The sequence below is a fragment of the Chryseobacterium contaminans genome (genome assembly GCF_001684955.1).
In the GTDB taxonomy this organism is placed as follows: Bacteria; Bacteroidota; Bacteroidia; order Flavobacteriales; family Weeksellaceae; genus Chryseobacterium; species Chryseobacterium contaminans.
Map to the genome: position 1 here is coordinate 1 of NZ_MAYF01000314.1, position 23,408 is coordinate 23,408.

Annotated in this window: 20 protein-coding genes and 1 pseudogene; 7 read left to right on the forward strand and 14 right to left on the reverse strand. The window is 36.2% G+C overall.

What is annotated here, in order from left to right; translation table 11 throughout:
* Positions 1–175 precede the first annotated feature (175 nt).
* The 3 genes from BBH99_RS16255 (at position 176) to BBH99_RS16265 (ending at position 3,544) form a co-directional block, all read left to right on the forward strand.
* A complete protein-coding gene (locus BBH99_RS16255; RefSeq protein WP_066698018.1) occupies positions 176–835 on the forward strand; it encodes a YggS family pyridoxal phosphate-dependent enzyme in 660 nt (219 codons plus the stop codon).
* Between the two features lie 67 nt (positions 836–902).
* Positions 903–2,087: a sigma-54-dependent transcriptional regulator gene (locus BBH99_RS16260; RefSeq protein WP_066698020.1), complete on the forward strand. Its 1,185-nt coding sequence runs from the start codon at positions 903–905 to the stop codon at positions 2,085–2,087.
* 95 nt (positions 2,088–2,182) lie between these two features.
* Positions 2,183–3,544: an MATE family efflux transporter gene (locus BBH99_RS16265; RefSeq protein WP_066698023.1), complete on the forward strand. Its 1,362-nt coding sequence runs from the start codon at positions 2,183–2,185 to the stop codon at positions 3,542–3,544.
* 343 nt (positions 3,545–3,887) lie between these two features.
* Here the strand turns inward: BBH99_RS16265 and BBH99_RS16270 are convergent, their stop codons facing one another.
* Complete coding sequence (locus BBH99_RS16270; RefSeq protein WP_066698026.1) at positions 3,888–4,391, reverse strand: GNAT family N-acetyltransferase; 504 nt, start codon at positions 4,389–4,391, stop codon at positions 3,888–3,890.
* A gap of 390 nt (positions 4,392–4,781) precedes the next feature.
* Positions 4,782–5,342, reverse strand: a complete 561-nt coding sequence (locus BBH99_RS16275; protein ID WP_066698028.1) for a Crp/Fnr family transcriptional regulator — start codon at positions 5,340–5,342, stop codon at positions 4,782–4,784.
* Between the two features lie 75 nt (positions 5,343–5,417).
* Between BBH99_RS16275 and BBH99_RS16280 the strand changes: the two are divergent.
* Positions 5,418–6,106, forward strand: a pseudogene (locus BBH99_RS16280) (HAD family hydrolase).
* Between the two features lie 108 nt (positions 6,107–6,214).
* On the opposite strand, the gene BBH99_RS16285 reads toward BBH99_RS16280, so the two are convergent.
* The 3 genes from BBH99_RS16285 to era all read right to left on the reverse strand — a co-directional run bounded on the left by BBH99_RS16285 (position 6,215) and on the right by era (position 10,140).
* Positions 6,215–8,617: an alpha/beta hydrolase family protein gene (locus tag BBH99_RS16285; RefSeq protein WP_083188857.1), complete on the reverse strand. Its 2,403-nt coding sequence runs from the start codon at positions 8,615–8,617 to the stop codon at positions 6,215–6,217.
* Positions 8,618–8,768: 151 nt separating this feature from the next.
* The gene (locus tag BBH99_RS16290) at positions 8,769–9,197 is read right to left on the reverse strand and encodes a DoxX family protein (protein WP_066698031.1); all 429 of its coding nucleotides are present in this window, start codon (positions 9,195–9,197) and stop codon (positions 8,769–8,771) included.
* Between the two features lie 67 nt (positions 9,198–9,264).
* Positions 9,265–10,140 (reverse strand): GTPase Era, encoded by an 876-nt coding sequence (gene era, locus BBH99_RS16295; protein WP_066698033.1) that lies wholly within the window; start codon positions 10,138–10,140, stop codon positions 9,265–9,267.
* Positions 10,141–10,565: 425 nt separating this feature from the next.
* On the opposite strand from era, the gene BBH99_RS16300 reads away from it, so the two are divergent.
* Both BBH99_RS16300 and BBH99_RS16305 read left to right on the forward strand, forming a co-directional pair.
* Positions 10,566–11,129 carry a Crp/Fnr family transcriptional regulator gene (locus BBH99_RS16300; RefSeq protein ID WP_066698038.1) on the forward strand — a complete coding sequence of 188 codons (564 nt, stop codon included), beginning with the start codon at positions 10,566–10,568 and terminating at the stop codon, positions 11,127–11,129.
* Positions 11,130–11,611: 482 nt separating this feature from the next.
* A complete protein-coding gene (locus tag BBH99_RS16305) occupies positions 11,612–11,944 on the forward strand; it encodes a DMT family transporter (RefSeq protein WP_066698061.1) in 333 nt (110 codons plus the stop codon).
* A 65-nt stretch (positions 11,945–12,009) separates the two neighbouring features.
* Here the strand turns inward: BBH99_RS16305 and BBH99_RS16310 are convergent, their stop codons facing one another.
* The 6 genes from BBH99_RS16310 to BBH99_RS16335 all read right to left on the reverse strand — a co-directional run bounded on the left by BBH99_RS16310 (position 12,010) and on the right by BBH99_RS16335 (position 18,297).
* The gene (locus BBH99_RS16310) at positions 12,010–12,777 is read right to left on the reverse strand and encodes a class I SAM-dependent methyltransferase (protein ID WP_066698040.1); all 768 of its coding nucleotides are present in this window, start codon (positions 12,775–12,777) and stop codon (positions 12,010–12,012) included.
* Positions 12,777–13,586: a type I methionyl aminopeptidase gene (map, locus tag BBH99_RS16315; RefSeq protein WP_066698041.1), complete on the reverse strand. Its 810-nt coding sequence runs from the start codon at positions 13,584–13,586 to the stop codon at positions 12,777–12,779. Before map ends, BBH99_RS16310 begins: the two co-directional genes overlap by 1 nt.
* An 84-nt stretch (positions 13,587–13,670) precedes the next feature.
* Complete coding sequence (locus tag BBH99_RS16320) at positions 13,671–14,102, reverse strand: BT0820 family HAD-type phosphatase (RefSeq protein ID WP_066698043.1); 432 nt, start codon at positions 14,100–14,102, stop codon at positions 13,671–13,673.
* Between the two features lie 98 nt (positions 14,103–14,200).
* Positions 14,201–15,178, reverse strand: coding sequence for an acyl-ACP desaturase (locus BBH99_RS16325; RefSeq protein ID WP_066698046.1), 978 nt, complete (start codon positions 15,176–15,178; stop codon positions 14,201–14,203).
* Positions 15,179–15,328: 150 nt separating this feature from the next.
* Positions 15,329–16,870: a 2,3-bisphosphoglycerate-independent phosphoglycerate mutase gene (gpmI, locus tag BBH99_RS16330; protein WP_066698049.1), complete on the reverse strand. Its 1,542-nt coding sequence runs from the start codon at positions 16,868–16,870 to the stop codon at positions 15,329–15,331.
* Between the two features lie 197 nt (positions 16,871–17,067).
* Positions 17,068–18,297 carry a DUF2268 domain-containing putative Zn-dependent protease gene (locus BBH99_RS16335; RefSeq protein ID WP_066698052.1) on the reverse strand — a complete coding sequence of 410 codons (1,230 nt, stop codon included), beginning with the start codon at positions 18,295–18,297 and terminating at the stop codon, positions 17,068–17,070.
* Positions 18,298–18,451: 154 nt separating this feature from the next.
* Here BBH99_RS16335 and BBH99_RS16340 point away from each other — a divergent pair, with 154 nt between their 5' ends.
* Positions 18,452–18,775 (forward strand): translation initiation factor, encoded by a 324-nt coding sequence (locus BBH99_RS16340; RefSeq protein ID WP_066698054.1) that lies wholly within the window; start codon positions 18,452–18,454, stop codon positions 18,773–18,775.
* 2 nt (positions 18,776–18,777) lie between these two features.
* Here BBH99_RS16340 and BBH99_RS16345 read toward each other — a convergent pair whose 3' ends face one another.
* The 3 genes from BBH99_RS16345 to BBH99_RS16355 all read right to left on the reverse strand — a co-directional run.
* Complete coding sequence (locus BBH99_RS16345; RefSeq protein ID WP_066698055.1) at positions 18,778–19,677, reverse strand: leucine-rich repeat domain-containing protein; 900 nt, start codon at positions 19,675–19,677, stop codon at positions 18,778–18,780.
* A 131-nt stretch (positions 19,678–19,808) separates the two neighbouring features.
* Positions 19,809–21,974 (reverse strand): alkaline phosphatase PhoX, encoded by a 2,166-nt coding sequence (locus BBH99_RS16350; protein WP_066698057.1) that lies wholly within the window; start codon positions 21,972–21,974, stop codon positions 19,809–19,811.
* A gap of 400 nt (positions 21,975–22,374) precedes the next feature.
* A partial coding sequence (locus BBH99_RS16355; RefSeq protein ID WP_317041503.1) for a cytochrome-c peroxidase occupies positions 22,375–23,408 on the reverse strand: 1,034 nt, incomplete at its 5' end.

Genomic DNA, 23,408 nt, shown 5'->3' on the forward strand with positions numbered 1-23,408 from the left:
TAACGAATTAGACCTGTTCATTGAAAAATTGCAAAAAAGCAACAAGTTTGTTTTCAGAAAAATTTCTCAATATCCAAAGATTAATGAAGTACTGAATTAATCGAAGGCTTAAGAAAATCTGTTTTCCATGAGTTTAAACTTTGAACCTTAGCCTAAATTTCAGAAATTTGCATGTATGAGTATTAAGGAAAATTATAAAAAAATACAGGATCAGCTTACAGCAGATGTTCAACTGGTTGCCGTTTCAAAAACGCATCCGGTTTCTGCTATTCAGGAGGTATATGATCTTGGTCAAAGGATTTTTGGCGAAAATAAGGTTCAGGAACTGATGGAAAAAGCTCCTCTCCTGCCGCAGGACATCCAGTGGCATCTGATTGGACATCTTCAAACCAATAAAGTAAAGTATATTGCGCCGTTCATAGATACCATTCAAAGTGTGGATTCAGAGAAGCTATTGTCTGAAATCAACAAAGAAGCTGGTAAGAACAACAGATCTATTAAAGTATTACTTCAGGTAAAAATTGCAGCAGAGGAAAGCAAATTCGGGCTTGAAACTTCAGAAGCAAAAGCACTTTTCCAACAGTATATTGATGGCAATTTCCCACATATTGAAATTACCGGATTAATGGGAATGGCAACTTTTACTGATAATGAACCACAGATCAGAAAAGAATTTTTAACTTTAAAGGCACTTTTTGATGAATTAAATCAACTAAAACCTTTAGAAACCTTATCAATGGGAATGAGTGATGATTTCCCAACAGCAATTGAATGTGGTGCGAATTCTGTAAGAGTAGGATCTGCAATTTTCGGAAGAAGAGACTATTCCCAATAGAATATTTACAGAATATTTAGGTATGATTTTTGCTAATAATTGAAACAAAAAATTTAAATTTGCGACTATGCAAAAAATCCTTATAGTAGAAGACGAAAAAGCAATCTCAGGAGTACTTCACAGTATTCTTTCTGACGAACTTACAGATTATGAATTTGTTATCGCCGAAGACGGCCTTGAAGGTTACAAACAGGTAGAAAAAGAAGATTTCGCGTTGGTGATCTCTGATATCAAAATGCCTAAACTTTCAGGAACCGAGCTTTTAAAGCAGAGTCTCGTGTTGAAACCTGAAACTACATTCATCATGATTTCAGGCCACGCAGACATTGATTCTGCCGTTTCCTGCCTGAAAGAGGGTGCATACGACTTTATTTCCAAGCCTATTGATATCAACAGACTTATTACGAGTGTAAAAAATGCTTTAGCAAAAGAAACACTGAAGAAAGAAAACAAAAGTCTTCAGACTGAAAATAAAACCTTAAAGAGAAAAGTCAATAAAAAATACCAAATGATCGGGAACTCTCCTGCATTGCAGAAGATTCAGGATATGATCGAAAAGGTAGCGGCTTCTGATGCCAGAGTTCTTATTACAGGACCGAACGGTGCCGGAAAGGAATTGGTAGCTCATGCTATCCACAACCAAAGTGAGCGTGCAAGAGGACCCATGGTAGAGGTAAACTGTGCGGCAATTCCATCTGAACTTATTGAGTCTGAGCTTTTCGGACACGTAAAGGGATCTTTTACCGGCGCTATTAAAGATAAGCAAGGAAAATTCGAGCAGGCAAACGGTGGAACGATTTTCCTTGATGAGATTGGTGATATGAGCCTTATCGCTCAGGCTAAGGTATTGAGAGCACTTCAGGAAAGCAAAGTTTCTCCTGTAGGAAGCGATAAAGAAATAAAAGTTGATGTAAGAGTAATTGCAGCAACCAACAAAAATATGCAGAAAGAGATTGAGGAAGGGAAATTCAGAGAAGACCTTTACCACAGACTTTCTGTAATTGAAATCTACGTTCCGCCATTGGATGACAGAAAAGATGATATCAAATTATTGGTTGAACATTTCTCCGGTATGATTGCTGATGAGCACGGTACTGCTGTGAAAAAGTTCGATGATAAAGCTATTGATGCTTTAAAATCGCTTTCGTGGACTGGAAATATCAGAGAATTAAGGAATGTTGTGGAAAGATTGATTATTCTTGGTGGAAACACTGTTTCTGAAAGTGACGTTGCAAGTTTTGTAAGGAAATAATACAACTATTATTACAATACATAAAAATTTGCAGTAGTACTACTGCAAATTTTTTTTTGACTATAAATGATAAACTATATGAATCTTAAAATATTATGAATTTTTTAAACAAAAACTACACAAAAGAATGCCTGACTTTAGCTCTGCCTGTGATGCTCACCCAGGTAGGGCAAGTTTCAGTGAATTTATTTGACAATATTATTGTCGGAAAACTACTAGGGGCAGATGCATTAGCCTCTGTTTCATTAGGGAATGCGGTGTTCTTCTCCATATTTGTACTGGCACTTGGTTTTTCATTTGCCATACCGCCATTGGTTTCGGAAGCGCATTCAAAACAGGATCATGATACGATCAACTCTGTGTTCAGTCATGGTTTCATTATCAATATGACGGTAGGAATATTGCTTATGGTGATTCTTCTCTTAGGAATGCCTCTACTCTATCACTCAGGACAGCCTGCAAAGATTATTCCTGATACAGTAGACTTCCTGAGTATTATGGTTATCAGTATGATTCCGTTTATGGCATTTCAAACCCTTCGTGAGGTTTCTGAAGGGCTTTCCTATACGATTGGAGTAACCAAGGCCACCATCATTGCCAACGTTATCAATATTGCTTTAAACTATGTGTTCATTAAAGGACTTTGGGGATTACCTCCAATGGGTGTAAAAGGTTCTGCTTTAGCAACCTTAATCTCCAGAATTTTCATGGTGGTTTTCCTTTATTTTGTATTACTGAAGGAAGAAAGAACGAGACGTTATATCAAGGATTTTTCATTAAAAATTCAAAACTTCTCAAAAGCAATGTTTGATAAAATGGTAAGATTAGGACTGCCAACAGCTTTACAGATGTTCTTTGAAGTAACAGCTTTTGCAGGGGCAGCTTTCATCTGTGGATTAATTTCTGCCCATGATATTGCTTCTCACCAGATCGCCCTGAGCATGGCTTCATTTACTTTCAACCTTTGCGTTGGGTTCAGTGTGGCTTCTACCGTTATGATCGGAAGAAAACTGGGAGAACAGAACTTTGTTGAGCTGAGAAAGGTTGGGATCAATAACTTAAAGATTGCTTTTATCTTTATGTGCATCTGCGGATTGGTTTTCATTCTTGGAAGAAACATTTTACCTACTTTCTTCACAAAGAAAGAAGAAGTTGAAGTAATTGCATTAGCTTCAAAACTGATGATTATTGCTGCTTTATTCCAGCTTTCTGATGGTATCCAGGTAACAGCTTTAGGAACACTGAGAGGGTTGCAGGATGTAAAAATCCCGTCAATTTACACTTTTATCGCCTATTGGGTGATTACCATTCCTTTAGGATATTTCTTTTGTGTAACATTGGAAATGGGCGCTTTCGGAATGTGGATCGCTCTAGGATTGGGATTAACTGTTTCAGCAGTTTTCCTTGTTAAACGATTCCTGAATATGTCTGCAAAGCGAATTAAGCAGAATGCATAATATGCTAAAAGCTGTTTCAATTGAAACAGCTTTTTTTATTTTCTCCAGATTTAGCGGATTACGCAGATTTTAATACAAAAAGTAAACTGAGGAAAAGGTTTATAGAAATAGTTTTATAACCTTCTAAATAAGTTTTGGCGAAAGTCAATGGTAGACAGATCTTTTATTATAAATGGGCTAAAGCTCATCCCTATTAAATTTTCTACACTTAGACTTTATAATAATTCATACTTACACAAATTTATATTCACATAAGCATCTGCGCTATCAGCTAAATATGCGAGAGACTTTTAAACAACAGCAAAGAAAAAGGTTATCCCAAAATGAGATAACCTTTTTTATTTTATTTGATTCTTTTCCCTAAAATCTTCAGACTTCTTTCAATGCCATCCAAAACAGCCACATTTGGAAGCGTTCCCCAGTCTTCAAAACCAAAGTGTCTGAATAGTTTTAAACTCGGTTCATTGTGAAGAAAAATAAGCGCTACAAGATTAATTACTCCAAATCTTCCTGCATTATCAATACAATATTGAAGAATTATTTTACCATAGCCTTTTCCCCTGCAGCTTTCATCCAGATAAATACTTACTTCCACGGTTCCGCTATACGCAGGTCTTTCATGAAATGAACTAAAACTTACCCAGCCTACAATCTGCCCATCAGCATCTTCTACCATCCAAAGCGGTCTGGTTTCAGGGTTATGTTCATTGAACCATTGCACTTTACTTTCTACGGAAACCTCTTCTACATCTGCAGTTACCATTCTTGAAGCAATGGTTGAGTTGTAAATGGCTACAATTTTATTTAAATCCGCTAATCCGGCATTTCTGAATTTTAAATTTCCCATGGATATTTTTACTCAATATTTATGATACAAAAATAATAATTTTTTAAAGCACCCCTATTTATTTAATTCAAATTACAATATTTTTAAAATAAAAACCAATACACCCCATAAAAACAATAGTAAAAACTTAAAAAAAACAATTTAAACACATTCATTTATGTTGAAATGCGCAAAGGCGCAATTGTATTTTAAGGATGAATATTTTTAGGGTGCAAAGATTTTATCCGCGATAAAATTGAATCCTGCATATGTTATGGCTACGAATTCACGAATAATATATTAGCATTTTATAAACTAAAGTATTTTCTCTGCTGAAAATCTTTGATTCTCTTGCGTCTTAAAAACAGTTAGTATTATAATTCTTTGCGCCTTAGCGTTTTCCAACAACACTTATTGTAGATCCTTCAAAATCCTGTTCAGGCTTCTTACTGTAATTCCGAGGTAGGCAGCCATATCTTCTTTAGAAATCTGAATATTCTGTTTAGACTGCATTTTAAGCAACTGTGTAAGGGTATGTTCTACCGTATAAAGCTGCTGATATGAGGCCCTGCTTGAAGTATTGATAATGCGCTCTGCAAAGGAATTTAGCAGTAAATTATTCAGGATAAGATCTTTTTGAATCAATTCATTAAAATAAGGCAGACTTATCGTGTACACTACAACTTCCGTTAATGCTTCAATACCACACAGACAAGGAATATTTTTAATCAGCTCTACTTCGCCGAGAATTTCTCCGCTTCCCAGGAACTCAACGATATATTCTTTTCCGTTTTCTTCTTCAAAATAGCACTTTGTGATGCCTTCTTTTATCAACATTACTTTAGAAACAGAGTGATCCTGGATCAATAATTTCTGTCCTTTGGAAAAGGATTCCAGAATAATATTCTCTCCGGTTTGTTTCCGGTAAAGCTCTTCAAGATGGCTTAAAAATGACTGATTGGTTCGTAACATAGATTTCCGGGACAATTGTCCTTTGTTGGTTTATTTTTTATATGGAAATTTGAAGCAGAAATTTACAAAACTAAAATGAATAATCACATTACCACCATAGCTTTTGATGCAGATGATACCCTTTGGATTAACGAACCTTATTTCCAGGAAGCAGAAAATAAATTCTGTGCATTGCTTGAAGACTATCTTCCCCTTCATTCCGTATCTCAGGAGCTTTTTAAAACAGAAATGAAAAATCTTCATTTATATGGATATGGAGTAAAGGATTTATGCTTTGCATGATTGAAACGATTGGAAGAGTTTCCAATAATACAGCATCCCTGGAATTGGTGAATAAAGCTATCGAGCTGGGCCAGGAACTTCTTCAGAAACCGATTGAACTATTAGACGGCGTTACAAAAACTCTTGAAAGTTTAAAGGGGAAATACAGACTTGTTGTAGCTACGAAAGGAGATTTACTGGATCAGGAACGTAAGTTGAAAAATTCAGGATTACAGGACTATTTTCATCATATTGAAATCATGAGTGATAAAAAAGAAAATGATTATCAAAAACTTTTAAAGCATCTCGATTGTCAGCCGAAGAATTTCCTGATGCTTGGAAACTCCATTAAATCTGATGTTTTACCAGTTTTGGAAATTGGTGGATCAGCAGCACATATTCCTTATCATATTACCTGGAGCCACGAACAGCATGATGTGAATCTGGAACATGAAAACTTTATGGAATTGAAAGCTATCAATGAAATCTTATCATTTCTTTAATCATTGAAATTATTAAATTCTTAAAATAGTAAATAAAGCATCACCTTGCTTTTATTATCATCCATAAAAATAAAAAGGCTGTCCCATTTCTGAGACAGCCTTTTTGTATTATTTTTTAAGACATTTTTCAAGGAACTGATCCTGCTCCCATAAAACGTGGAAAATATTCTCTTTAGCCTGGTATCCGTGGGATTCTTTTGGAAGAAGAACCATTCTTACCGGTGCGCCAAGGTTTTTCAATGCCTGGAAATATCTTTCCGTCTGCAAAGTAAAAGTTCCTGGGTTATTGTCTGCATCACCATGAATCAGAAGCAGTGGAGTCTTCATTTTGTCCGCATTCATAAACGGAGACATCGTGTTATAGATCTCCGGAACGTCCCAATAATTTCTCTGTTCACTCTGGAATCCAAAAGGTGTCAGCGTTCTGTTATAAGCACCACTTCTTGCAATACCACAAGCAAAAAGCTTGGAATGCGTCAATAAATTCGCTGTCATAAATGCGCCATAAGAGTGACCACCTACAGCGACTTTCTTTTTATCAATATATCCTAACTGGTCTACCGCATTAATAGCTGCATCCGCATCCGCAACCAATTGAGTAATGAAGGTATCATTGGGCTCCGTTTTTCCTTCTCCGATAATCGGGAATGCTGCATTGTCTAAAACGGCATATCCTTTAGTTACCCAGTAAACGAAAGATCCGTAATAAGGAAAAGTAAAGTCATTGTCGTTTTGTGTACTCTGTCCTGCTGTATTCTTATCTTTATATTCTCTCGGATAAGCCCAGATCAATAAAGGTAATTTCTCTTTTTTAGCTTTTCTGTCATAATTAGCAGGCAGATAAAGGGTTCCATTCAAGGTAACACCATCATTTCGCTTATAAGTAATGACTTCTTTGTAAACATCTTTAATACTTTCAAAAGGATTAGCAAAATGAGTTACCGCTTCAGCCTTATTGGACTTAATATTCTTTTTATAGAAGTTTGGATATTGGCTTGATGACTCCTGCGTTGTTAAGATTTCTCCTTTTGAAGGATTTAAAATATCTACAATACTTTCTTTAGCGCCTTTAAGATTAGAAGTATACAGTCTTTTTTTCTTCAGGGATTTGATATCCATTTCATCCACAAACGGATGTTGGCCATCTTTTGTAAATCCGTCACCCATCAGATAAGCTTTTCCGCCCTTCAGATCAATAACAGATCTGCCATATTGGTTTTTTACTGTATTGAATTTCCCCGGATCGCTGTAAACGTCCTGAGAATTTCTATCATCAATAACTTTTGATTCACCATTATTAAGATCAATCAGGAAAGTTTTGGTATTTCTGGTGTCATACCATTCCTCAGAAACTAAGGCATAGTGGTCATTCGTCCACTCTACGTCATTAAATCTCTGCTTGATTTTGAAGAATGATTTCGGAGCTGCATTAAACGGAGCTTCCCAGGTGAAGATTTCATCTCTGTATTCTGCATTTTTATATTGATCTCCACCATCAAGAGCTTCTGTAAAGACTAATGTTGCCGGAGCATCGCTTCTCCATGACATTTCTCTTTTTCCGGTTCTTACAGATGAAAAACCTTTAGGCATAATTTCATTCAGGGGAATTTCATTCACCACTTTTACAGCATTTCCCTTCGTATCATATACGGTTGTAGTCATAGGAAATCTGCTTAGGGGAACAATATAAGAGAATGGCTTTTTAATAACGGTAGATAACAGGTAGTTTCCGTCAGGAGAAAAACTTAATCCTGTGTACATATCCTGATTCATTACCTTTTTAAGGTTTCCGTTCAGATCTACATTGAAAACTTCAGAAGTTACTAATGTTTCAAAGTTCTTCTCATCCTGAGGATTTTTCAAAAGATCCTGATAAGTTCTGTTCTGTGAAACCTTTCCATCTGCAGTAGACACAATAGGGCCTGTTGGAAGGTCTTTTCCCGAATCAATTAAAGCAGGTCTGTTTTGAGGCAGGGTTCTGATTAATAAACTTTGGGAATCATTATACCACAGATACGGAGTTCCTAAATTGGCATTCAGGATATCTCCTGTAATCTTTTTGGCTGCAGCAGTTTCCAAGTCTACGATCCACAACTCTACTCCTCTATTGGTTGTATTGGTAAAAGTCAGCTTCTTTTCGTCTGGTGAAAACTGTACATAGGCTATTTTAGCTCCAGAAGGCAGGTTTTTCACCTGAACCTCATTTTTATCGCTGAACTTTCTTATTTTAAGATTATTGAAATACGTAGTAGTACTTGCAATATTGGTAACCGGATTAATTCTTAAACCACCCAGCTTCATTTCCTGCTGGTTAAGATCATCCAATGTCTTATACGTTGAACGGTAAGTAAAAACCACCCAGTCTTTTTTGTTATTCATCAGAACAGACGGTGGTCTTTCATAATCTGCCAGTTTCAGGATTTCGGCAGAAGGTTTTTGATAAGTAATATTCTCCTGTGCATCATAAAAATTGAGAAATGCCAGAAGGCAGATTGTCAGTTTTATCTTCATATAGATTCATTTTCTACGAATGTAGTGATTTTTGAGAGAATTACGATAGAAAAATTCACTTGAAATCCCCGATAATAAAGACATTCCTAAAAATAACTCCAACAAAAAAGAGCATCCGAAGATGCTCTTTTTATTTTATACTGTATAATTTCTACCAGTCTGAAGCTCTTTTTCTTCTTTCAATCAGATGATCTACAGAAACTTTTCCAGCTCCGATAATCATCAGAAGAAGATATACAGAAAGATAAATAAGACTCATTTCTCTTTTTTCAAAAGGATCTGCTCCATGAACTACAAATCCTGCAATAACCATTGTAAAGATCAGGAACCCCAAGGAAACCCTTGTAAAAAGCCCTAATATTAACAAAATTGAACAAACAAACTCAGCAATTACAGTAAGAATAAGAGTAACAAGCGGCCCCATTCCCAGAAAATCGAAAAATTCAATTTTACCGCCTGCCAACAGCATTTGAAGTTTCGGGTATCCGTGAGAAAGCATTGCAAAACCAACAAACACTCTCACTGCTAATAAAATAATATCTTTAGGTATTGAGCTCGAATTTGAATTATTGTAGTTCATTTACTAAAAAATTTAGACTAAGGTAATAAAAATCTTTTAATACAACGGGCTTTACAGCATTTTTAGTCTATCTGTAACCAAAATTTTTAAGGTCTCTGTCATTCTTTCTCCAGTCTTTTTTCACTTTCACAAATAAATTTAAGTGAATTTTCTTGGAAAAGAACTTCTCAAGGTCTAATCTTGCTTCTGTACCTACCTTTTTGATAGCTTCACCTTTATGTCCGATAATGATTCCTTTTTGGGTATCTCTTTCTACATAAATAATAGAATCAATGAAAATAATCCCTTCTTTTTCTTTGAACTGCTCAGTTACCACTTCCACAGAATATGGAATTTCCTTATCATAGTTCAAAAGGATTTTCTCACGGATTGCTTCATTTACAAAGAACCTTTCCGGCTTATCTGTATACTGATCCTTATCGTAGTAAGGTGGGTTTTCGGGTAATAAAGATTTTAATTTAGGTAAAATAACTTCTGTATTAAAGGCATTCAGAGCAGAGATCGGAAGGATTTCCGCTTTTGGAATCCTGTTGTGCCAATCTTCAACTAATTTTTCAAGTCCTGCCTGATCAGTCTGATCTACTTTATTTAATAATAAAAGTACAGGAACGGGGATTTTATTTAATTTATCAATTAAGAACTCTGAAGGCTCTGCTTTGTCTGTTACATCAACAATAAACAGGAATACATCGGCATCCTGAAGGGAATCCTTTACAAAATCCATCATCTTTTCCTGCAATCCGTATTTAGGATCCAATACTCCCGGAGTATCGGAAAATACGATCTGAAGGTCCTCTTCATTATAAATACCAAAAATTCTGTGACGGGTTGTCTGGGCTTTCTGCGTTACAATCGCCAGCTTCTCTCCCATCAATTGGTTAAGAAGTGTTGATTTTCCGGCATTGGGCTTTCCAACTATGTTTACAAATCCAGCTTTGTGCATAAAAATAATATTACGAACTGCAAAGTTAGTAAAACAAAATTGGTCTTTACGGTTAATCTCAATATTTAACCGAAAAAAGAGAGTTATTTGCCTTTGGGTGTATTTCAAAAAGATTTCTGAACAGGTTCCGACGTTAGTTTTTTTTAACCTATCTATTGTAACCACAAAGTCACAAAAGTTTTTTTTAAAACACTTAAGTTCACTTTAGAAGTTTAAAGTGATGCTGCAGAAAGAGCACTTAAGTTTTGAAAATTTTAGATTTTCATGGGTATGCAGAAGAATATCAGAACCTTAATATGATCCTCCTTTAATAAAGTTACACATCAATATACTGCTCATTGTATTCCTTTCTCGCAAAAACCACAAAATAATTTTGTATTGCATTGCCTAAAACTGATATTTTTGAATATTAGAATTCATCTTTTATGAATATAGACCAGATCCTTGACCAGATTTACATCCTTCCGGAAGCCTCAAAAAATAACTTAAAAGCATACATTACCGAAGTATCACACCCTAAGGGCTATTGTCTGATGGAAGCTGATAAGGTTATTCCCTATGTTTATTTTATCCGTAAAGGAATTGCCCGCGCTTATTCTTCTACTTCGGATAATGATATTACATTCTGGTTCGGAAGTGAAGGACAATGCGTTCTTTCCATGAAAAGTTATGTAGAAGACAAGCCTGGCTATGAAAGTATAGAGCTACTTGAAGACTGTGATCTGTACATTCTGGAAACAGAGAATCTGAGAAAACTCTTTAATGAAGATATTCATATTGCCAATTGGGGCAGAAAACTGGCTGAAGCAGAAATGATAAAATCGGAAGAGCTGATTATTTCAAGACAATTTAAAACATCTCTGGAGCGCTACAAAGATATTATCCAGTATCAGCCCGACTTGCTTAAAAGAGTTCAGCTTGGGCACATTGCTTCTTATCTGGGAATTACGCAGGTTAGCTTGAGCAGAATCCGGGCGGAGATTAAGTAGGCTGCTGTTTTATGGATGGGAACTGGAAGATGGAGGGCGGAAGTTCTGGCAGTCTTTAATATGATCTGAAATTTTATTAATTAAGATTCTTCAATATAATTTTCCATTGTCATTCTGACGAAGGAAGAATCTAATTTTTAGTTCAGATTCCTCTTTTCACTATGTTATATCCAGCATGACAGAGCAAAATAATTGAATAACAGTTTAATGTACAATTGTATATAAATTCTATTATTTAAGAAGCATTTAAAGTTTTGGCTAAAGCCGAAGGAATGGTTATTTATATTGAGAGCGGGCTAAAGCCCGCTCCTATTGATATTACAGCCTAAAAATATTCATTGATAAAAAAACAGAAATCCGGTTCGGATTATCATAACTTCCCTCTTCCAGCTCCCAACTTCCTACCAAAACTCATTTTTTAACAATTGTAAAATTGTTTCTCCGTTTAAATGCTGAAATTTGCAGTAGAAAAATTTAAAAAAATGAATTGGATCATCTTAATTGTTGCCGGATTATTTGAAGTAGCATTTGCATCGTGTTTAGGAAAGGCAAAAGAAACCTCAGGAACTGAATCTTATTACTGGTTTGCAGGCTTTCTGGTTACTATGACCATCAGTATGCTTCTTCTGATTAAAGCAACACAAACATTGCCTATTGGTACTGCTTATGCGGTTTGGACAGGAATTGGAGCGGTAGGAACTGCTTTAATGGGAATTATCTTTTTTAAAGACCCTCTAAGCTTTTGGAGAGTTTTCTTTATTATAACGCTTATTGGTTCTGTTGTAGGATTAAAAGCGGTGTCTTCATCACACTAACCAGCGCATAAACTTCTATCAATATTTAAAATGAAAACCGCCTTCAGAATTTGAAGGCGGTTTTTTTATTTTTTGTAAACTACAGGTAAGATTTCATTGCTTCTTAGCCCATACTTTTTGATTTCTTCATCAGAAAATTTCTGCGAATAGAAATTGATATCTGTTTCAAAACCTGCTTTTTGCAAACGGTCAAAATAATCCATTCCGTACCAGCGAACATGATCGTACTGTCCAAAATGTTTCTGACGTTCTTTCGGATCTGTAATGGTAAAGTCTTCATAGGTTTTTTCCAGTGAATTTTTCATCGGAACCTGAAGAATTCCCCATCCGCCGGGTTTCATTACCCTGTACAGCTCACTCATTGCTTTTGCATCATCTTCAATATGTTCCAGCACGTGGTTACAGAAAACGATATCAAAGCTGTCATTCTCAAAAGGTAAATCAAGAATATCGGCTTTCACATCCACAATGGGAGAAAACAGATCTGCAGAAATATAATTCAGATTGCTCATTCTTTTGAATTTCTTTAAAAATTCCTGTTCGGGAGCAATATGGAGTACTTTATAATTTTTAATGAAAAAATCGGTTTCATTCTGAAGATATAGCCACATCTGACGGTGTCTTTCCAGGCTTAATGTTCCCGGAGAAAGGGCATTTTCTCTTTGCTTTCCATACCCATAAGGCAGGAACTTGCGGTAAGATCTTCCGTCGATAGGGTCAAAAAACTGATCTCCTTTGAAAAACTGATAAATAAGCGGTCTTGCCCAGATGCTCATTTTAATCAGCATCGGACGTGGAATTTTATTCAGTAAAAGCTTAGTTATCTTCTTCATTAAAAATCCAGTTGGAAAGGCTTTTCTTCGTCACTTACGATTCCTAAAGCTTCGTATACATAATCAAATGTAGAAAGCAATACCGGCTTACCGTTGATTACCGCTACATCATGCTCAAAGTGTGCAGACGGCAGGTTATCCAAAGTAGTTACCGTCCAGCCATCACTGTGGAATTTTACTTTTTCAGTTCCAAGGTTAATCATCGGCTCAATAGCAATTGCCAAACCGTCTTTGATTACTTTTCCGCTTCCCTGTCTTCCATAGTTTGGAACTTGTGGATCTTCGTGCATCTGTCTTCCCAAACCATGTCCTACAAGCTCCCTTACAACTCCGTATCCTTCTTTTTCACAATGGGCCTGGATTGCATGAGAGATATCTCCGATTCTTTTTCCTCTGATACATTGCTCAATACCTTTGTAAAGGGATTCTTTAGCAACTTTCAGCAGTTTTTTTACTTCCGGCTTTACTTCACCAATTTCAAAAGTATAAGCGTGATCTCCTACGAACCCGTTTAAAATAACCCCACAGTCTACAGAAAGAACATCTCCTTCTTTTATAACTTCATTATTCGGAAAACCATGAACGACTTGGTCATTTGGAGAAATACACAGAGAGTACGGAAACCCTCCGTATCCTAAAAATGCAGGCTGAGCACCATGATCTTTGATAAAATCGTGTGCTAATTTATCTAAATATAAAGTCGTAATTCCCGGCTTAATTTCTTTTGCCAGCATCCCTAGTGTTTTAGAAACCAATCGGGCGCTCTCCTTCATCAGACGTAATTCGTCTATTGTTTTTAATTGAATCATTGTATTAATTTACCAATGTATTATAAAATCAGTGTACAGTATGTTTTTTTCATTGGTACACTGTTAAATTGTTATATTTTTATTTTACCAGAAAAGTCCTTTTTTCTTTTCTTTTTTAAGTTTTGAGTAAGCCAAAACTTCTCCTCCTTCTACGCGGAATTCTATTCTTTCCTGGATAATATTGTAGATTTCACCCCATCCTGGGAATCCACCAATATTTCTGTCATCAATGAACCAGTCTGCATCTAATTTTCTGGATTGGTTTTCTGAATCAAAAACTTCTCCTTCAAAACTTGAGTTTACAGCATAAAATTCCAATCCGTTTTTTTTGCAGAATTCTACGGCTTCATCCAATGTTTTTCCGTGTCTGTATGTCCAAAGAATAAGTCTGTACCCTTCTGACTGAAGTCTTTTTAAGGTCTCAAAAGCGAAGATCTTCGGCTTTCCGATTCCCGGATAAGCATCATCAACAATAGTCCCGTCAAAGTCAACAGCAATCTTTTTATTATTTAACATTTTGTTCTTTTTTTAGCTTTGCAAAGATAAGAAATAAAAAGAGTGCCAAAAAGAAAGGCACTCAATACTTTTATAATTTAAAATAATAATATGGGCTACTAGCTCTTAACCCAGCTAAACTGGAACTGAAGATCCGGAGTAGAAACTCTGTCTGTGATCTTCTGTAGTCTTGCAGGAAGCTTCATCAGGTATTCCTGAGCTTTTTCTGCTTTTTCTGTAAGGCCTTTTACGTGCTCAATCTTCCATTCATCCAACAGATCTTTCATAATATTGATATAATCCTGACCTGTGTACACCATACATCTCTGTGCAGCGTCTGAGAAATGTCCCCAAAGTTCTCCTGCCTTCTGTCCTGACTGTCTCATTAAGTGAGCAGGCATTACAATTTTCTTACGCATCATATCTTCAAAGGCAAGAATCATTTCTGATGGGTCTATTTCAAGGATTTTGGCGACGAAATGTTTATAAGCTTTTGCGTGTCTTGCCTCATCAGCGGCAATTACTCCACACATTTTAGCTAATTTTCCGTTTCCTGATTGTTTTGCCAATGTTCCTACTCTTCTGTGAGAAATATTGGTTGCTGTTTCCTGAAAACTTGTGTAAATGAAGTTTCTGTATGGGTCCATACTTGTTCCCAAATCAAATCCGTCATTAATAAGGTATTGAGTAGTGATCTCAACTTCTCTCATATTGACTCTACCGCATAGGTAAAGGTATTTGTTCAATAGATCGCCGTGTCTGTTTTCTTCTGCTGTCCAGGCTCTTACCCAGTTTGCCCAGCCTACTTTTTGTTCCTGATCAATTCCTTCAACTCCCATTAACCAGGATTCGTAAGATGGAAGAGCTTCTTCCGTGATACAGTCTCCAATTAATGTTACAAACAAATCATAAGGCATTTCACGGGCGAAAGTCTGAATTTCTTCAAGATCATGCTTAAATTCTTCGCTTGAAGGATCTGGTAAATAATCAGAAGGCTGCCAGATTTTTTCAATCGGCGTTAAAAATTTATCAAGAAAAGAACCTACTTCCTTTTCCAATATTCCCATTACTTCTTTCCTAACAAGCTTTTGATACATTTTTATATTCAGTTTTTAATTAGCAAAGATATGATTTATTTATTATTTAACGCATAATAAAGTATGCAACTCATACCTTATCTGACATAAATCATAAAAAAATGCCGATATATAACTATAACGGCATTTTTTTAACAATATTATTGAATTTTAGCTAACTAAAATATCTCCTGTCATTGCATTTGGTATTTCAACACCCATTACTTTCAGGATTGTAGGGGCTACATCGCCCAGTTTTCCTGGCTTTAAGCTCCATGTATGGTCTTTATCCATGACAATAAAAGGAACTAAATTGGTTGAGTGCTGGGTATTAGGTGTTCCGTCCGGATTCAGCATAACATCTGAATTTCCGTGGTCCGCCAAGATGAAAACAGCATATCCGTTTTCGTAAGCAGCTGTTGCTACTTTTTGAATGCATTGGTCTACCACTTCTGCTGCTTTTACTGCTGCTTCAAAAACTCCTGTATGTCCTACCATATCTGTATTGGCAAAGTTCAGGCATACGAAATCTGCTGTTCCCTGCTCCAGTTCCGGAACAATAGCGTTGGTGATATCGTAAGCGGACATTTCAGGTTTTAAATCGTAGGTAGGAACGTCTTTCGGACTTGGACATAACAGTCTTTTTTCTCCATTGAATTCCTGTTCTCTTCCTCCTGAAAAGAAGAAGGTAACGTGTGGATATTTTTCAGTTTCAGCAATTCTGATCTGGGTTTTTCCATTCTTCTCCAATACTTCACCCATTGTTTCTGTTAAAACATTTTCATCAAATACAACCTGAACATTCTGGAATGTCTTGTCATAATTGGTTAATGTAATATAGTAAAGGTTAAGCTTCTTCATAGAGTATTCAGGGAAATCCTTCTGTGAAAGAACTTCTGTAATTTCTCTTCCTCTGTCTGTACGGAAATTGAAACAGATCACCACATCATTTTCAATAATTTTAGCCACCGGCACAATGTTTCCTGTAGCGGTTGTATTGACTAAAATGATTGGTTTAAGGAATTCATCTGTAACATTATTATCATATGAATCTTTGATGGCTGCCAATGCATCTGTAGTTTCAAATCCGATTCCTTCTACAAGGGCATCATAAGCCAATTTTACACGCTCCCATCTTTTATCTCTGTCCATTGCGTAGTATCTTCCTACCACCGTAGCCAGTTTTCCGGTTGTGGCTTCCATATGGTTCTGAAGCTCTTCAATAAACCCTAATCCTGAATGTGGATCGCAGTCTCTTCCGTCCGTGAATGCGTGTACAAAGACATTTTCATTCAAACCGAATTCTTTGGCTGCTGTTAATAACCCTTTCAGGTGATTGATATGGGAGTGTACTCCTCCATTGGAAACCAATCCGATGAAATGTACTTTTTTATTTTCTTTTTTAGCGTAATCAAAAGCATCCTGGATGACTTTCTCCTGTCCCAGAGTTCCATTTTCAACAGCCATATTCAGTTTTACCAGGTTTTGGTACACAACTCTTCCGGCTCCAAGGTTCATGTGACCTACTTCCGAGTTGCCCATTTGTCCTGCAGGAAGACCTACGGCTAAACCACTTGCTTCAAGGGTTGTGTGTGGAAATTTTTGGTAACAGCTATCTATAAATGGTGTATTGGCTTTGTCTATGGCAGAAACTTCAGGGTTTGTTCCCAATCCCCATCCGTCAAGGATTGCTAATATTGCTTTTTTTGACATTTTGTAAAACTTTAGTACACAAATTTACCGAATTTCCGATGAATAGAAGAATTTGGAGTTCTGAATTTTAGGTATTCGGAAGAAAATAAAAAAATCTGCATCCTCTTCAAAATCTTTGAGCTCTATTATTCTCGCAGATCTTGCTGATTTCGCAGATTTTTAAATGATGATTATAGATTCAATTCCTGGCTTCAAGTCTAATTTTTAAACCAGCTATTAATTTTATAAGTAAACTTATTTGATTTTGCATTTTCGATTTTGATGTTCTGTCCTTTTTCTACTCCTTTTACATCTGCTTCCTGGTTCCAGCTTCCTTTGGTAAACTTCAATTGCGCCGGTACATATATTTTTAAAGTAAGCGTTCTTTCAAAATCACTTTTTCTTTCCATTTTTACTGAAGAGGCACTCCAGCTCCCCAATCCTTTTTGATTTCCTGCAATATAAACCTCATCATTTTTGTCGGGAACATTCACTATTAATGTTACTGTTGAAGGTTCTCCTGAAAATTCCTGGAAAAAATCATCATACTTTAGATTCTTTTCTTTTGCGTACGACTGAATATAAGAATCCAGAAAACCACTTTCTTTTAAAAATAGAAATGGGTCTTCAATGTTTAATATATCATGTACTGCCTTATGTTTATCTGTTTGTTTATTGAAATAGGCTTCACATATTTTGTATCCGATCCAGTATCCTAAATCATTGGGTCTGTCGTCTTTTTTAGAGGTCCAATAAAACCAATCTCTGAAATCGTCAGTTTTATACCTTGTTACGAATTCTTTATATAACCTGTCTGAATTTGCTTCACCATATTGAAAGGCTTTTACATTCATGGGCTCTCCGGAAACAAATTCTGCGATAAAATCAGCTCCGCCCTCTGTTAAAGCTTGTTTTAATAAAGATTCATTGCCTTTGTTATTTTGCTGAAAATGGATCATCTCATGAACAATGAGAGGTACTACTCCATCCAGATTTTTAAACAGTTCTGTTCCGATTGAAATTCCTTCATTGGAAGAATTCCCGCCTGTATTCATTCTGCCATACACGAAATAGACGGTTGAGAATTTAGCTTTTGGATACCAATATTTTAAAGCGCTGTAACTTGCTTTTAATTTTTTATCTTTTGCCCCGATTCCATCTAATACATGTCTGGTTTTAAGATATTCTTCTTTATTTTTTTTCACTGTTGCATACAGAGAATCTGCATTAATGATACGATTCGTGATAAAACTTTTCACTCCGGGCGAACCATTTTCTATGTATTCTACAAAAGGATTGGCAGTGGAGGTTTCCATTTTATCAAAAGCTTTCCAAAAGTTTTTTGCGTCTTTCGTTTCTAAAACCGCGTTTAGAGGATCTTCTGCAAATTGAGCATTGATTGTTCCAAAAGCCAACAAAGAAAGCAGTATAAGGTGATTGGTTTTCATTTTAGTTTTTAAGGTTAACGGTCAAAAATATAAAATATTATATTGAGTTTCGTTCTTTCTTTCGTTTCTAAACTAAATCCATTTATCTAATATGGATTTATAATTTCAGACTTATTTACTCTATAAATCCATAAATCTTTTTTAATTTTGCGGTATGGACTTACGTGATCAATTGAAGAATCTTTTTCCTGAACATGAAGAGCAGGATTTTGAAATGCCTGAAGAAGAATTCAAGCAGAAAGAGCCATTGGTATGCAAATTTGAGAAGAAAGGAAGAAACGGAAAACCCGTAACAATTGTTGAAGGTTGGGAAGGCAGTGATGAGGATCTGAAAAAAATCTCAAAGAAAATAAAAACCACCTTAGGAATAGGCGGTTCTGAAAAGGACGGAACGATTATCATTCAGGGTGATAACCGTGATAAAATAATGGCTATCCTTAAAGATATGGGTTATAAAACCAAACGTGTTGGCGGATAGGTCTAGAAATAGACCTGGGCTTCCGGCAGTAAGGTTTTTAATTTTTCAATTTTAGATTTTTCTATAGGATTTCCTGTAAGAATCAAGGTTTTCAGATTTTTAAGCTGACTGATTTCTACAGGAATATCTTTCAGATTATTGTTAGCCAGATTCATGCTGACGATATTTTTCAATCCTTTTATTTTTGATGAAATTTCTGTGATATTATTATCACTTGCATTCAGAAATTCAAGTTCCCGGGCTTTGAAAAGGTTTTCAGGAAGCCTTGCAATAGCATTCTGCTGTAATTCAAGATATTTTAAGTTTTTCGGAAACGAGAGGTTTCCCATATCGTTGATCTGGTTGTTGGCCAGATTTAAGAATTTCAGATTCCTGATCTGATGCAGACGGTCAGCAATAAAACTGATCTGATTGCCCTGTAAGTTTATTTCTTCTAAGGCTGGAATTTCCATCAGAGCCTCAGGAAAGGTATTAAGGTTATTGGCATCAAAATGAACCGCTTTAAGTTTTTGAAGCTTTGTAATATTAGGATTAATGTTGGTAAGGCTATTCAGGTTCATGGAAAACGTAGTCAGTTTTTGAAGCTGACTGATTTCATCAGGAATATATTTAATACTGTTTTCATTGACATTTAAAAATTCCAGTTCTTTTAATTTGAAAAGCTCCTGATCCATTTTTTCAAGCTTATTTGCCATTATATTCAAAAAAAATAATGAATCCAGTTTTACAATCTGAGGCGGAAGATTAAACAATCCTTTTTCTCTGAAACTCATACTGTAAACAGCCTTTTTACTGTTCAGAGCATCTTCAATATTGGTAAAGGTTGGATATTTCACAGGATCAATCTGAGCATTAACCTGAGAAAGTGACACCATGGAAATAAGTAAGAAAAGCTTTTTCATATGAAGATGTTTTTCATTTTTTTAAAGTCATATGCAATCATATCTTCCGGATGATGACTGCAAATCGTATTTATCAATATAAAATGTCTGCCGGCAACAAAAGCTACCGACAGACAGAATTATAAATAGCTTTATTTCTTTAAAAGTTTTACGGTTTTCTGGAATCCTCCTTCTGCTTCAATATTCAGAATTAAAACACGGGATCCTTCCAATTGCTGGGTAAAATCAAGATCTAATATCTTATTCGTTCCGTTGAACTTTTTGGTATAAACAATTTTACCATCCACACTGTAAGCTGTTACTGAAATGCCTTTCAATCCTTTTGGAGAGTTGATCTTCACCATTCCTGAAGTAGGATTTGGTGCTACTGTTACCGTATTTTCAGCTGCTACATTTTCAATTGTACCCAGAGAACCCTGTGTTCCAAGATTTCCTTTAAGAGCAATAACCACTGTTGCAGATTTCCCTCTGTAATCAATCGTATTTCCTGTAGCATCAACATCTGTAGAGATGGTAGAATCCGGATGCTGGATAGAGAAGAAACCGAATTTATGGTCAGGGGTGAAAGTTAATCCTGTAGGCTCAGATCCTGCCGGCATAGAAGCAAACAGTCTTACTTTCGGATTGGCCTGTGTATGATCCGGAGCAATTACCCAGATATAGTTTTTACCTCCATCCTGAAGTACCCAAAGGTTTCCAAGTTCATCAAAGGTAAGGTTGTCATTTCCGTCGCCCCAAGCTTCGGATTTTGTTCCCTGTGCCGTTTCAAAAGAGTATACAGAGTTTGCCCCTCCTACAAATGTTTCTACCTGAGAAGCGGTAGTTCCGTTATCCTGTAAACGGTATACTTTATCTAATCCTTTTGCTGTAAAATAAATCTTACCATCCAGAGGGCTGATGTCTACATCTTCTACTCCATTAAATCTTGTTCCACCTAATGATTGAGCAAGTGTTGCTGTATTATTTTGATCTGCCTTAGTTTTATTAGGCATCTGAACCCATGTTGCTGTAGTTGATGCCGGATCTCCTGCCGCTGTTAAGCCCTGATCCAACTTTAATACATAAAGATTTCCTGAAGAAAGATCATTGGGTGTATCCATCACATATTTATAAACCATGTGAGTACCACCATCTTCTCCATAATAGGCAACTGTTCCCGCATTATTGATGACCACATTTTCATGGTTCATGATTCCCATCTGCCAAAGCTTTCCTTTAGAACCGTCTGCATTTTTAGAAATAACCTGAGCTGTTGCAGGGTCAATTTCTACAAGCCATCCGTAATCTTTGTATCCGTCTCCGTTTACATCATTAGCGGTTACAGATTCTTCCGCTGTAACTACTGTTCCCCAAGGCGTAATGCCTCCTGAACAGTTTCTGATAGTCTGCACCAAACTAGGATCTGAGAAACCTACCGCTCTTGACCTTGTCAGCTGCCAAAGTTTTGTAGCGGCATTATAATTAACCTCAGCCATAGTTACTCCACCAGGATTGGTTTCGTGGTTCACCGAAAGATAACCATTTGTACTGCTTCCTGACTTAGCAACATACGCTGTAAAGTCATTCTGGCCTCCTACTAAACCTCCACCTTCAGTATAGTTATCCCCTTCTTTTAAAATAAGCTGATATTTGTGCTCTCCAGGAATAATAAGTTTATCCGTTTGTGCTGTAGGAACAATAGAGGTAAAACAGCTGATATGTGCTGCATTACAGGTAATAGGCGTAGGTGTAGTATTAGGTTTTGTTTTCAGATAAGCATCAATTCTAAGATCTGAACTGGTTGCGCTTCTGTTATGTAATTCAACAGAAATTCTGTTAACTCCGTTGATAAATTTTGATTTTGGAATAGAAAAAATATTATACACATTCTCAGCAGCACCATCAATTGTTGTACTAGATAAAGTATTGAATGTAATGGTACCTGCAGGCATATTATCCCTTACTACTTCCTCACCGTTAAGATAAACTACAATACCGTCGTCTCTCATTACCCCAAGTTCCATAGTATCGGTAAGTGCAGATAAATTTACTGTAAAATCTTTAGCAAAATAAGCTGTAATTAAGTTTGCAACACCAGCGTGGATCGTTGTAGTAACAGGATCTCCATACCCTAATGGTGCATTACCAACAGGCCAGGAAGAGATGTCATAATTTTGAGTCTTCCAAGCATCAGGTTGTGCCTGATCAAGGTCCTGATAACTCCAGGATGTTCCTTTATCAAAAATAACAGTCTGTGCCTGAATGGTAGACTCGGCAAGCATAGCTAATGCTCCAATTGTTAGTAGTTTTTTCTTCATTTTAAATTGATTTATTAGACCTTGCAAAACTATTTTTTAAAGATGGGGTTCCTGTTAATAGGATTTTAAATATAGCAACGAGAATATTAATTAATTTAAAACCTAATGTTAAGGGGATTAAGTTTCTGTTAAATTGCCGAGGTTCGGGATGTGGGATACGTGGTACGAGATGCGTGTTTATAAGTGTGGAGTAATGAGTATTGGAGGTATTGATGAGAAGGTTTGAAACTATGTACACTTGGTTAATGTGCAATGAAATACACAACAAGAGGCTTGAATCATTTATATTTTTCTCACTTATAAATCACTCAAACCTCTCATTAATTATTTGGAGGAAACTATATCTATACCTTAACATTACACGCTTCATGCATCTCGAATCTCGAACCACGAACCGCTTCTACTTCGCCTTACTCACATCAGTAAGAGCATTCAGGAAGGCAATAATCTGGTTCATTTCGGTCTGTGTAAGATTTAATTTATCAGCAGCAAGTGTCTGGTTTTTCATCTTTAACCCTAATCCTTCTCCTCCACCTTCATTATAGAAATCAAGAACCTCCTGTAAAGTATTGAAGGCTCCGTTATGGAAATAAGGTTTAGTAAGGGCAATATTTCTTACGGTAACCGTTTTAAATGAATAATCATAAATCCATGATTTCTCCTTTTTCACCGGGCTGTTTCCTCTTCCCAAATCCTGATCCAGTTCTACAGGAAGCTGTTTTACAGGCTTAGTAGTTACACCCAGCACCTCAGATTCATTTTCGTTAAAGAACGGCGGTACCAATCCTGAAAAGTGAGGTGCAAAATGACAGGTTGCACAATTGGCTTTTCCCATGAACAGATTGAATCCTTTTTTCACATCCTCAGAAACATTCTTTTCATTTCTCATGAAACGGTCAAAATCACTATCAAAAGAATATAATGAGGCTACATAAGAACTTAAAGCCTTTGAAAAATTCTCTTTACTGATTTTACCATCTTTAAAGGCGGTACGGAATGCTTTTTTGTATTCAGGTTTTGTGTTTAATTTCTGAATGATACTTTCATAACTTGTATTGAATTCATCTTCATTATAAATGACGTGTTCAGCCTGCTGTTCCAAATAAAAAGCACGCAGATCATAGAAAAACCTCTTGGCAAAAACGGCATTGTATAAAGTAGGTGAATTTCTCAGCACAGTTTTCCCTTCTACATTACTTGATGACTTCGCTTTAAGGTCTGTAAAAGCATTTTCCTGAAGGTGGCAGGTTGCACAGCTCATTTTTCCGTTCCCGCTTAAATTCTGATCATAGAAAATTGATTTTCCAAGATTTCTAAGGTCCGGATTATCTTCTGAAGATTTCAGTAATGTATAAAAATAAGGATCTAAAAAATCACTACTGAAAAGGTTTTTATTGTTAACATTCCAGCCTGAAAACTCCTTCAGATCATCAG